Source organism: Pseudoalteromonas rhizosphaerae (assembly GCF_028885455.1).
Classification (GTDB): domain Bacteria; phylum Pseudomonadota; class Gammaproteobacteria; order Enterobacterales; family Alteromonadaceae; genus Pseudoalteromonas; species Pseudoalteromonas rhizosphaerae.
Window position 1 is genome coordinate 4,818,476 of the sequence record NZ_CP118496.1, and the last position, 14,377, is coordinate 4,832,852.

General features: G+C 38.9%; 15 protein-coding genes and 1 pseudogene. 8 read left to right on the plus strand and 8 right to left on the minus strand.

Annotated elements, in window-relative coordinates; all coding sequences use genetic code 11:
- Window positions 1-53: 53 nt before the first annotated feature.
- Window positions 54-311 (minus strand): annotated as a pseudogene (locus tag PVK79_RS20845) (PhoH family protein); the annotation flags it as partial.
- 85 nt (window positions 312-396) lie between these two features.
- On the opposite strand from PVK79_RS20845, the gene PVK79_RS20850 reads away from it, so the two are divergent.
- Window positions 397-1,512, plus strand: a complete 1,116-nt coding sequence (locus tag PVK79_RS20850) for a site-specific integrase (RefSeq protein WP_257324481.1) — start codon at window positions 397-399, stop codon at window positions 1,510-1,512.
- Here PVK79_RS20850 and tnpC read toward each other — a convergent pair.
- The 3 genes from tnpC to tnpA all read right to left on the minus strand — a co-directional run bounded on the left by tnpC (window position 1,499) and on the right by tnpA (window position 3,779).
- Window positions 1,499-3,040: an IS66 family transposase gene (tnpC, locus tag PVK79_RS20855; protein WP_257324135.1), complete on the minus strand. Its 1,542-nt coding sequence runs from the start codon at window positions 3,038-3,040 to the stop codon at window positions 1,499-1,501. The genes PVK79_RS20850 and tnpC overlap by 14 nt on opposite strands.
- 95 nt (window positions 3,041-3,135) lie before the next feature.
- On the minus strand, window positions 3,136-3,483 hold the full coding sequence (gene tnpB / locus PVK79_RS20860; protein WP_257324134.1) for an IS66 family insertion sequence element accessory protein TnpB: 348 nt from the start codon (window positions 3,481-3,483) through the stop codon (window positions 3,136-3,138).
- Complete coding sequence (gene tnpA / locus PVK79_RS20865) at window positions 3,483-3,779, minus strand: IS66 family insertion sequence element accessory protein TnpA (protein WP_257324133.1); 297 nt, start codon at window positions 3,777-3,779, stop codon at window positions 3,483-3,485. The genes tnpB and tnpA overlap by 1 nt, the downstream gene beginning before the upstream one ends.
- A 126-nt stretch (window positions 3,780-3,905) precedes the next feature.
- On the opposite strand from tnpA, the gene PVK79_RS20870 reads away from it, so the two are divergent.
- From PVK79_RS20870 to PVK79_RS20900, 7 genes are all read left to right on the plus strand, one after another.
- Entirely contained in the window at window positions 3,906-4,268 is a 363-nt protein-coding gene (locus tag PVK79_RS20870) for a site-specific integrase (protein WP_257324488.1), read from the plus strand.
- Window positions 4,252-7,023, plus strand: a complete 2,772-nt coding sequence (locus tag PVK79_RS20875; protein WP_013465872.1) for a hypothetical protein — start codon at window positions 4,252-4,254, stop codon at window positions 7,021-7,023. The genes PVK79_RS20870 and PVK79_RS20875 overlap by 17 nt, the downstream gene beginning before the upstream one ends.
- Window positions 7,020-9,104: a site-specific integrase gene (locus PVK79_RS20880; RefSeq protein WP_008113384.1), complete on the plus strand. Its 2,085-nt coding sequence runs from the start codon at window positions 7,020-7,022 to the stop codon at window positions 9,102-9,104. Before PVK79_RS20875 ends, PVK79_RS20880 begins: the two co-directional genes overlap by 4 nt.
- Window positions 9,101-9,565 carry a hypothetical protein gene (locus tag PVK79_RS20885; protein WP_008113385.1) on the plus strand — a complete coding sequence of 155 codons (465 nt, stop codon included), beginning with the start codon at window positions 9,101-9,103 and terminating at the stop codon, window positions 9,563-9,565. The genes PVK79_RS20880 and PVK79_RS20885 overlap by 4 nt, the downstream gene beginning before the upstream one ends.
- Window positions 9,566-9,787: 222 nt before the next feature.
- Window positions 9,788-10,165: a MerR family transcriptional regulator gene (locus PVK79_RS20890; protein ID WP_008464133.1), complete on the plus strand. Its 378-nt coding sequence runs from the start codon at window positions 9,788-9,790 to the stop codon at window positions 10,163-10,165.
- 60 nt (window positions 10,166-10,225) lie between these two features.
- Window positions 10,226-10,615 (plus strand): organomercurial transporter MerC, encoded by a 390-nt coding sequence (gene merC, locus PVK79_RS20895; protein WP_008109712.1) that lies wholly within the window; start codon window positions 10,226-10,228, stop codon window positions 10,613-10,615.
- A 53-nt stretch (window positions 10,616-10,668) separates the two neighbouring features.
- Entirely contained in the window at window positions 10,669-10,821 is a 153-nt protein-coding gene (locus tag PVK79_RS20900; protein ID WP_486660050.1) for a GDCCVxC domain-containing (seleno)protein, read from the plus strand.
- Between the two features lie 22 nt (window positions 10,822-10,843).
- Here the strand turns inward: PVK79_RS20900 and PVK79_RS20905 are convergent, their stop codons facing one another.
- Genes PVK79_RS20905 through PVK79_RS20920 form a run of 4 tightly spaced genes read right to left on the minus strand, consistent with a single transcriptional unit; the run spans window position 10,844 to window position 14,377 of the window.
- A complete protein-coding gene (locus PVK79_RS20905; RefSeq protein WP_008109708.1) occupies window positions 10,844-11,383 on the minus strand; it encodes a manganese efflux pump MntP in 540 nt (179 codons plus the stop codon).
- A 51-nt stretch (window positions 11,384-11,434) separates the two neighbouring features.
- On the minus strand, window positions 11,435-12,166 hold the full coding sequence (qatD, locus tag PVK79_RS20910) for a Qat anti-phage system TatD family nuclease QatD (protein WP_128583154.1): 732 nt from the start codon (window positions 12,164-12,166) through the stop codon (window positions 11,435-11,437).
- Complete coding sequence (gene qatC, locus PVK79_RS20915; RefSeq protein WP_008109704.1) at window positions 12,163-13,497, minus strand: Qat anti-phage system QueC-like protein QatC; 1,335 nt, start codon at window positions 13,495-13,497, stop codon at window positions 12,163-12,165. The genes qatD and qatC overlap by 4 nt, the downstream gene beginning before the upstream one ends.
- Complete coding sequence (locus PVK79_RS20920; RefSeq protein WP_008109702.1) at window positions 13,490-14,377, minus strand: hypothetical protein; 888 nt, start codon at window positions 14,375-14,377, stop codon at window positions 13,490-13,492. The genes qatC and PVK79_RS20920 overlap by 8 nt, the downstream gene beginning before the upstream one ends.

Here is a 14,377-nt window from a genome sequence, read left to right on the forward strand (position 1 = left end):
GCTTGGCGCTAAATTTGTCAACAAGGTTAGCGAGCCAAGTGGGACTGCGCAAGTTATAAATTTTCTTCCGCAAACGATGCTAAACGGCTTCTCACCACACCATTTAAGTTAACTGTGGCGCTGCCTTCAAAATCTTTAAAGCGCTCCACAATATAAGTTAAACCAGAAGTAACTGGAGTTAAGTAGTTACTATCTATTTGCGCAAGGTTACCAGAGCAAATTAACTTAGTACCTTCACCACAACGGGTAATAATAGTTTTCAGCTGTGAGGCGGTAAGGTTTTGGCTTTCATCTAAAATCACCCCCGAATTGATATAATACTATCATACCCTCAATAAACTTGAACAAAAAAGTTTTTACACACATACTCTAGCTAAGAATCAAAGGTGAACGAAAATGATACTTCGAAATACAACAAAAACTAAAATAATTAAAACATCAGTCAACTTTGGAAAAGGAATGTCTTTTCACCTCGATAAATCAGGGCAACCTATTAAGACTGAAAAAGGCATCAGAACTCACTCATATAGGCACGATAAAATAGAACCTAATTTTCCAGTGCTATATCACCCGACTCGCTTCACCGAATGCCAAGAAATGAACTTATTTTTAATGCACCGCTTTGAAGGTCATTTCAGTCTCAAAAAGAATCAAATAGACAATGAGGCTTTTAGTGACGCTTATCATGCCAGCCAACCGGGAAAGCCATTAGATGTTAAGTCTGTTCGCAGTATAGCTAAGCACTTAAAAGCTTTCTTAGATTGGTTGGATAAAGATGATGCATCCTATTTTGAAGTAATAGCTGCACCACTTTCAAAACAATCTGTAGATGATGATATTTCTAGGTTACCTGTGTGGAGATATCACAAACATTTATGTGAAAGAGTCGAAACCAAAGATAAGTCTAAACGCATAAGCTTTAACAGCGCTCAAGAACGAATTAGAGCTGTTAAAGCATTCTATATATGGAGCCATAAGCGCGGAGCTATAGATAGCCTCCCCTTCTCACTTGAATACAAACAGGTACGTATTAAATCGAAAGCTAAATCAGGTGTCAGTTCGTTGTTTCAATTACCTACCAGCAACAATCGTTCTGGGGGCTTATGGAAATGGGTCAGTAATTTGAGCATTCCAAATACATTGAAACAAAAAGAAGACTCACCAGACAAAGGTCTACAACCATATTCTCCAAAAGAACTTAAACAGTTACTGGAGACGAATACAGCTCAAAAAGAGACTTATAAACTTTATTTGCAGTGTGCCTTGTTAGGTGGACTTCGATCTTTTGAAATTTCGGCCATCGACCAGAAAGACCTCTTTAACCCTGATGAAAAAGAAAACGAGAAACGTATTCCAAAATTGAACATTGTACGAAAAGGACATAAGCCAGTGAGATTAACAATAGCGCGAGTTCTAATGAAGCTTTTGTACAATCACACTTTGACAATTCAAAATATGAAGCGACGTACCAAACATGAGACTAATCGTAAGCGTATGGCTAACGACACCTAGCTTGCTTAATGTTCCAAGGTAGCAGTGGCTCAAGGTTATCTGGCTGCTCCGCAATATGTTGTAAGCTAGTAGTGATATAGTCATGCACCACAAGGTCATTTGCCTTTGCGGTTTCAACAAGACTATAGAGTATGGCGCTGGCATGCGCGCCATTGCAGGTATTTGAGAACAGCCAGTTTTTTCGCCCTATTACGAACGGTTTTATGGCTCGCTCTGCTCGGTTATTATCAATACTGAGCCTGCCATCATCTAGGTAACGCCGAAATTTCTCAAACTGATTTATCGCATAGGTAATTGCTTTACCTAGCGCCATTTGGGGAGGGATTTTATCTTTGTGCTTGAGTAACCATTGATACAATTCATCAACAATTGGTTTGGCTTTTCTCTGCCTAATCTTGAATTTTTCATCGGCCGTTTTATCTTTGATGGCTTGCTCAATACCGTAGAGCTTGCGAATAAGGTTAAGTGCTACATCTGCTTTGACGGTTTTTTTATTATTGCCTTTGGCCTCAATGAATTTACGGCGTATATGGGCTAAGCACGCGACCAGTGTTGCATTCGTTTGCTCGTAAGCCTTGTAGCCGTCAACATGCATGTAGCCTTCGTAACCATCAAGGAAATCAACCGCACATTGGCCTGCGCGACTGTTATGGTAATCAAACAGGACAATATTAGTGCCTTTACCCGGTTTATCATCGCCACAACAATACAGCCACATATAGCTGGTCGCTTTCTCTGCGTTAATAACGTTGAGCGGGGTTTCATCGCCATGAATAACCGGTTGAGATAACAACACGTCTTTTAAGCGTTGATACAGAGGGGACAACAGGTCTGCGCAGCGCAACATCCAGCTCGACATGGTTTGCCGACTCAACTCAATACCGATATCAGCAAATAGCGTTTCTTGGCGATAAAGCGGTAAACCAAACTGGTATTTACACATGATTATTTGGCTCAGCAGGCTGGGCGTTGCAATGCTTTTTGGAATGACTGTTGCGGGCATTAGGGCGGTTTTTACTACACTTTCAATCCCTTCTCGCTCACAATGACGGCATGCGTATTTTGGACGAATCGTTTTGATTACTTTGATATGCGCTGGCACAAACTCGAGTGCTTCACTGCTGCTTTCACCCATTTTGTGAAGGGGGCTTTGACAGCAATCACACTTTTTATCACCTTCATCAAGGTCAACAACGACCTCAACTCGAGGTAACTGAGCCGGCAGTGGGCGGCGTTTCGGTTTGGCTTTTTCTGTCTTTACTGAGGCCGATGTGGCCAATAGCGCTTTATCATGTTTATCAAGAATGTCTTCTGCTTCATTGAATACTTCGCCTGCACCGGGCATCTTTTCAGATTTCTTTGCGTACTCTTTGGCAAGCTTAGCGTTATAAGCTTGCAGCAATTCGTGAATTTGCGCATCTTTTTCAGCTAACTCTTTATCTTTTTTAACAACGACTTGTTGCAACTCAAGCAGCATGCGCTTGAGTTGTTCTGGGTCGTCAGGAAGTGAGTGTGCATCAATTTTCATGTTCGCAATTTAACAGAATTTGACGCTGTTTTCTTGCTTGACGCAAAGATAAAACAGACGGTGTGGCAACGATCATTTACTGTTAATATGATCGATTAGATCATCGATTGATACTGCAATTCTTCATGGCCAAGTACATCATACCCAGACAATAACCACGCCAATTGTTGAGCGCTGAGTTCAAATTCTTGCAGACTGACTTTGCTTGGCCATTTGAACTTTTGCTTTTCTAATCGCTTGTACCACAAAGCAAACCCCGTTTTATCCCAGTAAACCAGCTTGAGTTTATCTTTCGCTTTATTGCAGAACAAAAATAATGCGCCAGTGTAAGCATCACGTTCAAGCTCGCTTTCAACGAGTGCGACCAGACCATCAATGGACTTTCGAAAATCCACGGCGTCACGATGCAAGTAAATATGCGCGGGTTCAACAAACATTTTCATCAGGCAAGCTCGCGTAGTAATTGGCCTAGAAAAGATGCAGGCGTTGTGGGAGGCAAACTGACATTTACTTTACCGACTTCGAGGGTAATCGACAGTTGCTGTTCGGTGGCGTCAACGTGTTTAGCTACTTTAGCGCGTACAAAGCTGCCTGATGATTCATTAAGCTTACTTCGTGCGGCATAAAAGCTTGTTTTAGATAACGCATGTTGCTGACAAAACTCAGTAATAGTTAAGTCACAGGCTTGTTGTTCTTCGATAATGTTACGCCACTGCTCAAGGCTACGTGTTTTTCTCATGACTATCTCCTCATTGAAATTCGGAAATAGCTTAATCGGTTTGATGAGCTATTGGCAGGTGCACTTTGCTAGACGCTTACGACTAATCATGGTATGGACAATAGCGAACATCCGCTTCCTTTGTTTATGAATAGTTCAGGATCGCGGATAAGCGAAGATACACCGGGGAATACTATTTCCATAGTTAGAAAAGAACAAAGGAAGCAGGGATTAGAAATACTATTACGCACATTCCATGACTTACGCGCTACCTTTGCTACTTATGTCGCTAAATACCTAATTGACAAAGGTGAATCAGAAAGTTCCATCCGACAAACACTAATGACTTTGATGAGTCACGAAAGCTTTAAAACAACCAAACGTTACATCGACTTTGCCAAAAGTGTATCAGTGGATGCATACGGAGCGATGTCAGAGTGGGTAAAAGATATCTACGGTGATGTTAACGAATTGCTTATGCGTGAGGCTGAAGATGCTACAGCAAGTTAAAACGCGGAAGTCCAATCGTATTCCTGCTAGATTTAAACCTCATTCAATTGTTCTAGCCGAACAGTTAGACGTTTTATTTAACAGGGCATATGACAAAGAAAGCAATATTAGCACAGGTGACGACACTGCTATTTCAATGAGTCGCTTGCGGAATGCTTGTGTCAGTTTACAGCACATTCTTCCTCTAGCCCTTAATAAGGTTAGTGCAGATACTGCGACATCAATTCAAACTTCGGGATTAAATGCTCTATCAGACTTTGAAATTTGGCAAGAACTGGAATACTTTTGCATTAATGAAATAAATGATGTCAAGCTACCTAGTTATGCTACTCGTATAGAAGAAGCTTTAGAAAACATAGCTAAGTTTCATTTTTATGATAACGCTATCAACGCTCCTTTTAGGCTAGTAAATGGGGCTACTTCAATCGACATAACTAAATTATTCGAACTTGAATTCCATCAAGTAAAAGAGACTCGTAAATTACTAAAAAAATATCTGGACTATCTCGTCCTTCCAGAATTAAGCCTCAAAGATTCTTCTATTAGAGACAACATCCTCAAAACTGCGACTGCTATTATAAATATTTGTCTACATGATACTTTTAAGAATACTGAACGCGTCAAACTGCCATTATTGGCAACATTAAAGGATAGGGAATTCGTTTCATCATTTATATGCAATCACAACTTCCGTACTTTTTTAAAATTTATACTACCCGATGTGTGGGGTAAAGCTAGAGTCAATCAATTTAAAACTGAAGCCGAAGTGATAGGGTATGCACAAAGCATATCATCCAAATTTGGCAATGAAGTTGATGCTTTTTTGAAAAATCAGATAGCAAGCGCTTCGGAAGCTAATACAACAAGAGTTAGATCCTCAACTTTATCATTTCCAAGGTGGTTGAATAGTGCTGGTAGCGTAGCATCACCAATAATTAAGCTGCTTAGTGAGCGTGGAATTCAAGGGTTTGCAGAAAATGGCCTTCAGGGATTTAAATACCTTTATAAGCATTACCAAGAAGAAACTCAAAATAACCAGCAGTTTTTACTGCTACTAAACGCTGCATTGGACCTTTACCACTTTGTTACGGGTGAAAAAATCGCAAAGGAAAGTTTATTACCCTACTCATTGGGCTATTACCTTAAAGAAAGTGACACTACCGAATGGCAGAAGCATGAGTGGGTATATGACAATGCCTATAAATTTTATCAAAACCTAGTCGAATACCATAAAGTTTTTACAAAGCGAATTGATGGCGAGAGCATAGGCATCGTCACTCTCAAAGGTTACATAGGTAGTATGGCTAGAGCATTGAAAGAAAATGCATCATCATTAACAGATGAACAAATGAAGCTTATTGCCAATCATGGGGTTCATGCTTTTGTTGAAAATAACTGTGAGATACTAAAGGCTATAAGAGAGGCAATTCAACTAAAATCAAAACAAGGCGATTTGTCGGTTTTTGTTGGTAATCAATATCAGAGCGCTATCGACAAATTACTATCGTTTTATGGTCTAGATACTATTAAAAGCTTTCCGGTCAACACCGAATTAACTGCACAACATCAAGAGCAACTCTCTCAGAATCAAGATAAGCTCTACTCATATAGAGAAGTAGTAGAATTAGCATATTACATAGAAAAAGGGCTTTCTGAGACCTTACTCACAATTAAAGACAAAGTTACACTTTATGCAGCAAAAGTCATATTGAAAACTGGTTGGAATTCAACTCCTACGCTAGAGCTTGATACTGACGACTTATTTTTCTTTAACACGCCATTACATTCAAGTAAAACTCCTGCTCTTCGTTTATTTAAACGCCGAGCTAATTATCAAACACAATGGCATAAATTTGAAATTAAAGCCGAAGATCTAGAAAAAGAAGGCGTCTTATACGGCGACGTTGTCGAACCAGTAATATTTGATATTAAGGCTGCGACTAAACTTACGTCTATTTACCGCCCTTCTATTGAGAACCTATCAAAAAGAATTTTTGTTTTTCCCAAAGTAAATAGTATTGGAGAAGTAAAGATTCAATTATTAACAGCATCACGTTTCAAGACCACTATAGATAGGATATTGACTGAGCTTGGGTGTGATATCGTATTTAATTCGCAAAAGATCAGAAAATCAGGGCTTAACTACATTTACCGAAAAGTTGCCAAAGAATTTAAGTGGTATCAAAAAGCTGGCAAGCACTCTTATGAAACGTTCTTGCGTCATTATTTAATGCAAGATAACAAAGATGTTGCAATGACAATCAACAGAGCGACAAAAACAATGGCAGACTATTTTGTTCGCGATGTTACCGACAAAGTAATCATTTTGCAGACTCCACCAGAAGACGGTAAAAAAGTCCCGAATGGCACATGCATTAACTCAAAAGATAAATCCGCAGTAGTGGCATTCGAATCACAAAACAGGAAATTATTAGACCAGCGAGATACAAACGAGCATGCATGTGCCGACTTTAACGCATGCTTGTGGTGTCCGTTCTATCGCTGTGTTGCTGACGCATTGCATGTTTGGAAACTTTTGTCATACCGGGATTTTGTTGTTGCTGATATGGAAAACTCAGCCGCAACATTTGACTCTATAACAGAGCAACTGGAAAACATAGAGCAGTTGAAAAATAGGGTTAACGAAATATTAGCTGATATTGCCAAGCTTAATGCTCAAGCTGTGACTGATGGAAAAGAACTATTGAGAACAGAGGGTATTCATCCTCATTGGAAAAACACAGGTTTGCTATGACCAAAGAGATAACTAAAACAAAACTACTTGATATCGCTGTTGTAAAAACACATACAGGTCAAATCACTATAAAACCTTTGGTTCAGGTGTTAGAAGATTTTAAAGTTGATGATACTAGCGCTTTTAATTCGATTGCTTTGTGGGAAAACAGAGCATTGAATATTGCTAAACATGGCACTATTCACTTTGGCGATGACACTTGGATAAGCTATGAAGAAACGCAAAGAAATGTGAATTTTAAAGGTGTTGATGAATTAGCATATCAAATTCGAATTTATTCACTAATTAAACTCACACATGGTGATGTTGTAGGCGGTAAACCTCTAAAAATCTCTACACTTCAAAATGATGTAACGTATCTAAATTTATTTGCAGCCTTCTTAAGACAAAGAGGTTATCACTCATTTCATGAGTTGGAGTTCAAATCTGACTTAGTTATTAGGAATCTCATAAAAGACTATTTATATGAAGTCAGGAAAATAGCTATTTACAGACAATCACACTCATTTACTAAACTATTTGACGTGCAGCGCAGCTTTCGTCTTTTTGGCCCTAAGGTGTGTAGTGTTTTTATTGATGTACTTAACCAACTAAACGAGTTACACCATCCGAGACCAGTCACTTATTCGCACCCTGTCATTCCTACTAAAGTAATGAAAAAAATTCTGAAGTTTGCAGAAAAAATAGTTGAAAACTCTAAGGATAAGATAGAACGATGGCTAGAATTAAATGCACGCTTAATAGATAGTTTAAATGAAGGCTCCGTTGAACCACCGCCCAAAATTAGTACAGGTGAGCTAATAGCAAAACATGTAAGAAACTTACCCGATGAAGTGGAATTCATTCAATTATCCGAAGAATTAGAAGATTTAAAATTAGCCACATACATTAATATCTTGGCCTATACAGGCATGAGATATAACGAAGTACTTACATGCAAGGTTGGCTGTGCCAATTACAAAGATGATATTTATTACATTACGGCAATCATGACCAAAACCGACAACAGTAAGGTTGAGATGGAATGGTTTTCAAACGCTGAAGTACATGAGTGTGTTGGTATTTACGAAAAATATGTGTTCGGTATGCAAGAAAGGGCAAAAGCTGTACTTTCTTCATGCAGAGCCAATATAACAAGTAGTCAAGCACACAACTTGAAAGAAGGGTTAGAAAGAAACCGTCTTTTCGGGGTTTCACATAGTAGCTGTAGTGTTAGTTTTAGCGATGCTGGGCGATTCACAAAATTTGAGGTTAAAAACAGTGAAAACATTGAGCTTTTTGACTTAACTCTAGACGATGATGATATAGCAGAGCTTGAACGCCTTGAATCTAACTACAAAGAAGTTAGAGGAGAGAATAGAGGTGTCCCATACGAAGAAGGCGATACGTTTAGATTAACCGCTCACATGTTTCGACATACGTTGGCCTACTTTGTCATTGCCAATAAATTAGGTGAGCTTGATGATATTAGATATCAATTTAAACATTTAACCAGCCTAATGACGTTTGTTTATACTCGAAGAGCATTTTTGGCCTCAACAACTTTAATTAAAACTACTGAAGAGTTTAATGAGATTTTAATTGACCGTGTTGCAGAAGAGTTAATAGATGAAGCCGAGTCACAATCACTTAAAGGTGGTGCTGGTGAGCAAATTAATAAAACATCTAAAGATCTGATAATAGGTATTACTGATAGTCAAAGTAAAGATTCGACTGTGATTAAGCAGATCCATTTCAGTTCAATTGAAGAACTGAAAAAATTTCTCGTCAAAAATATTAAAAACATACGTGGCTTGCCTACGGGGTACTGCACTGCGGGAGAAGCTTGCAAGATAAAAGGAGCAGGAATCCCTAGTGGCTGTGTGTATTGTGGTAGTAAAATCATTACCAAACGCCACAAGGTCAATTGGCAAGTGATAAAAAAAGATGCGACCCAGAAACTAGAGGCATATGCAGCATCAACCACAGAAGAGCAAGAAGATTACGAGCTATTTGCTATTCACTGGAAAAATAATATAGCAGCAGCTGACTATGTATTAGATGAAGGCAAAGCGCATACAAACCAAGGAGAACAAGCATGAGTAGCGCATATGATGATATAAAACGTGCTTTTGAAGAGATGAAATCTGATGGCAGCAAGATAACCAAAAATGCAGTAGCAACGAGAGCTAAAAGAAATATTGCGAATCTATCTAAAGAAGAAGAAAAATGGGTAAAGTTACGAGAAAGTATTGAAAAAGCTCAATTAACTTGGGAAGAAAAAAATAAAGATAATTTAATAAAACAACTCAGAACAAAGGTAGCCGAACTAAAAAGCAAGCTTGCTAAAGAAAAGCAAAAAAATAATATCGGCACTAAGGAAATCGATAATAAAGATACAAAGTTATTAGTGTTGTTGAGTGAAATGTACGCAGAAATAGATAAGCTCAAACTGATTAATGCCGATTTACAAAATCAACTTCAGCATTCAGGGCAACATACAGAAATAAGAGTGGATACGTCTACTGGTGAAATTATTGAATTAGTTTCAACGAAACAATAGATTAGATGTAGTAGCTCATATCTCAACTTACAGTTTTGTTGATTAGGCTTAGACTTCACCTGACAGGCAGCAAGAGCGAACAAGAGACGGTCAGAGTGATCTGGATATGTGAACTTAATTCTACAAAGAGGACGCTTAGCGACCCCGTTCATGCAATAAAATTGAGTTTAGGCAATCCGCATTAATTGTATAATGATATTTCTGCTTCTAAAGAGTATGTTTATGAGAACCATTGGAAAACTGGCAAAAGATTTAGATATCAATGTTGAAACAATCCGTTTCTATGAGCGCCAAGGTCTGATAGAGCAACCTTTAAAACCAGAGTCTGGTTACAGAATGTATGGCGATGCCCTTACCAGTCAACTCAAATTTATTCTGAAAGCTAAAGCATTAGGGTTTACGCTGAAAGAAATTGAATCGCTTATGTCACTAAGTGACAGTTGCGCTGATATTGAGTCGATGGGGTTGCAAAAACTTAATCTCATTCGTAATAAAATTGCTGATTTACAGCGATTAGAGAAAGTAATTCAAGATATGACAGATTCTTGCAAGGCCAATCAAGACCCTCAATCCTGCCCGGTAATAAATTCACTTAAATAGCTATTGACCCCGTACTTATGTACGGAGTTTATACTACCTTAAAAATTGAGGTAGATAGTTATGATCAATAAAATTCTAGATAAAGTAGGTTCTGGTGGCGTTTGGCTAGCCGCCCTTAGCTGCACAGCATGTTTTCCTGCACTCGGCTCATTGGCATCTGCTCTTGGGTTAGGTTTTCTTTCACATTTTGAAGGGATAGCGGTGAACACCTTATTGCCATTATTTGCTTCACTAGCGTTGTTAGTTAATTTCTATAATTGGTATCAACATCGAGATTCATTGAGAGGCGTTTTAAGTGTCATTGGCCCAATTGCAGTATTGCTGACCCTTTATCCTTTATGGCAATACGACTGGAGCACTTACTTATTTTACTTTGGGATCATTTGGATGGTCGTAATGTCTATTTTAGATATTGTTAAGCCCATTAAGGAACCAGTATGCAAGGTATAGAACTAGAATCTAAAATCACTTGCCCTGAATGTGGATTTAGCAAAGTTGAAACCATGCCTACAAACGCTTGCCAATGGTATTACGAATGCGAAAGCTGTAAAGCACTACTTAAACCGTTAAAAGGTGATTGTTGCGTTTATTGCTCTTATGGAACAGTTAAGTGTCCTCCTATTCAAGAAGGCAATGCATGTTGCTCAGGTAAGTAGCCTAGTATTCGGTGGTTCTGTGTCAACCAAGTAATATCTTAAATGCGATTGCGATTAACACTAAACCACCAAATAGTTCAGCTTTAGATTCCAGCCATACGCCACTTCTTTCGCCGATATTCACACCAATCCAGCTAAAGGCAAACGTCGTGACGCCTATTATCAAGCAAGCTACGGCTATATCTACCTCAAGCAATGTGATTGCATAACCTGCCGCCATTGCATCAATACTGGTGGCAATAGCAAGAACAAATAGTACACGATGAGTAACATTAGCAATATCTTCTTCAATTCCTTCAGATTGGGACTCATAAATCATTTTGCCACCGATAAATACTAGCAAAATAAAAGCTATCCAAGGTGCATAATCTTCAATCCAAGATGATAAACCTTTACCGCTGTAATAGCCTAAAAGAGGCATAAAGCCTTGGAAAAAACCAAAATAAGCAGCGGCTTTAATAAAGAGCTTTTCAGCATTTACTACTTTTTTAGAACCTAAGCCTATGGATACTGCAAACGCGTCCATACTGAGTGCTATAGCTAATACAAATACTTCAAACAAACCGATTAAACCTGAATAAAATTGTTATAAGATTACGTGACGTATAATTAGTTACTTGATTGATGTTAAACACCTAAGATTTACTGACAATTTTTCTATTATCAAAGCCTTATTTTTACACCAAATTTCAGCCAGATATTCAGTAACAGTGCCAACACTTGAAGGAAACAGAATATTCCCCGCCACTTTGGCGAAAGGTCCATCAGTTTCGAGTAGAACTCTATCTTGAGGTATCCACGATATTACTTTTTTAGCTCTGGCTGAAGTTAGCATGGCTGGCCCAATAGAGAAGAAACAGCCTAGCTCGACGGCTTCTAGAACTTGCTTCTTAGTACCTAAAAACCAATGAAGAATAGAAGTACCAGCATTGGGATGTAACTTAAGTTGTTCAAGAACTTCACCAGTCGCGTTAAGACTATGGATAGTTAGTATTTTGTCATCAAAGCCTTCACATTTTTTTAGAATATGCGTGAAAACCTCTAATTGATCATCAAAGTAATCAGCGTAACCTTTTGAGCCATCCAGTCCAATTTCTCCAATATATCTAGTTCTATCAACTAGCTTATCGAATAGTGCTAATTCATTTTTTCTTAGATGAGCAAGTTGAGGGTGAAGCCCCAAGGCCGTCTTACAGTGTTTTATGCCACTTGTTAACTGGACAGTACCTTCAAAAGCTGAAGGCACCGTAGTTACTGATAGCACGTAATAATTACTGCTTTTTATGTCGTTCAATACCTCTTGATGATCTGGATATAAATCAACGTGGCAATGAAGATCCATCATGACGATTTATCCGCTTGGAGAAATAATTCAACCTCTGCCAATCCTCGCTTAATAGTTGATTCTAATTTTTCTCGTATATCTTTTTCTTGTGGTATTGGCCCTGAACTTCGAAGCCAAGAACGATAGTTATCGGATTGTTTCAATCTAATAATGGCAGTTTGAACCGCTTGGAGATCATCGCGAGTATCTTTTTCTTTGATAAGATCTCTCAACCGCTTTGTCTTGTATGGCGCATCTTGTGTAAAACCAGCATGAAAAACTGACGCTCTTCGAATAAGGCAAGGTACACAATGCCCACACTGTTTATGTTCTCTGTGCCAATGACTGCATGAAACACTTAGGGGAACTGCTTTTCTAATTGCGTCTTGATCAACACATTCCGCTAACATTTCACCTTTAGTTTTGAATTGATAGGGGTTTACAAATTTGACATGAAACCCAGTGTCTCTAAGCAAAGATTCAAGCCTGCTTAGAAAATTAGGATGAGTAGTTCTAGTGCTATGGCTACCAATCCGTCTTCTGGTAAGCGGCGGATTTATAGAAATATAGCCATTCTCTGGGACGACAATAGTTTCAATACTGCTATCGCAATTAGCATTTCTTAAGGCTGATATACCAAGTACCGCCATAGCTAGGAAGTTAAAGCTTCTTCCCCTCATACTAATGTCAGTTTTACCTTCTAAGTGCTTAATAATATGGGGAGACATTGAATAGGACAATTCGCCGAATGGCGGGGATAATAATTGCTTAATGTCTTCTTGCTTAGCGCCATCACCACGATAAGCGTGACTAACCAAGAGAGGCTTTAAATCTGATTCTCCGTTCAAAATATCAATTGCACCAACTGCGCTATCAAGACCACCAGAAAAAAGGCAAACAGAGTTGAGTCCAATTAATGATTTTGCTTTTGCTTTCGCTTGCTCACTTGTTTTAGGAGTCGGCATCGGCATAGTTGTTTTTTCAAAAGTAAACAGCCATTGATCGCCTGTAAGAAAGTTGAGCAAAGAACTCAGTTCAGGTTCTACAAAATTCCACATATCCTCATCAGTTACAGGAACATGCAAATGCATTTTTCTAGCCCATGCATTTTCTGCATTATCCCTTAATTCAAATGTATCAGCAGCGGTAACGGCGGTAGCAATTGTTATCAGATCTATTGAATCAGCATCTACATTCAATCCTAAATCACGAACTGTTTGTAGTAGTTGTTTTGACACCAAGCTGTGCTTAGTGATGTCATTTTGATGCGTATGAAACATTTGGACAGGATGACAATCATCAGAAAAGTCAGGCAAGTTAGCAGGGTCATGGTTAAAGTAAAAATTAGTCATTAAAGCTCTCCCATTCATCAACCGTCATAGCAATAGCATCGGCTTGAATTTTAGTAATATTTTCTTTGCTAATAGTACTGGGGTTGCCATTAGTTACTTTGTCTAACTGCTCTTGTGTAATCACTTTTATTAGTTCCCTTAATTCAACTTCCATTTGATGATGCTTGCTTGCTGGCTCAACATGAAACCAAGCTCTGCCCATGCCTTCAACCACATCCTGAAAAATAAGGTCTGTTAAATAACAGCCTATGGCTTCTTGGATAACTTCGTCAGTAAAACTGTTTGGGTCAAATTCTTCTGTATCGGGGAGTGCTTCTTCTAGTGCGTAATCCAACGCAACTCTTACAGCATCCGAATCGGCATTATCAGGCGCTAAATGGCTAGCAATTTTGTCGATTGCTTGATCAGTCGATAGCCCAGTTAGATCACCTAATGATAAGCTTTGATTATTAACCGTTACGGTGTCGCCACGCATGACACCAAGCAATCCAGAACCAGCAGTTATGCCGCTTGATAGTCTCCTGCTTGTGCTTTTACCTCCGCCAGAGCCTTTTCTAGAGTAACTTTTTAATGAACGCCTTAGATCTGAGGTTGAGCCACCTGTTTGCGCATATTTACCAAATGCTCTTCTGGCACTGGCAAACCTATTTGGAGGCGGTGTTGCTGTAGGTGAACCACCGATTTCTTGTTGAACCTTGTCATTGTCAATATCATTGCTATTGTCATTCTGATCATCAGCTTGATTATTATCAGAGCCAGCTTGCTCATCCCCATCAGTACCTGATGCAGGTTCTATTGTGACAGGATCTCCTTGCTCTGCCCAAGATGGAATAAGTGGACTCTTATTATTTGGTCCTGTTGACGATGCGGACGTACCCAT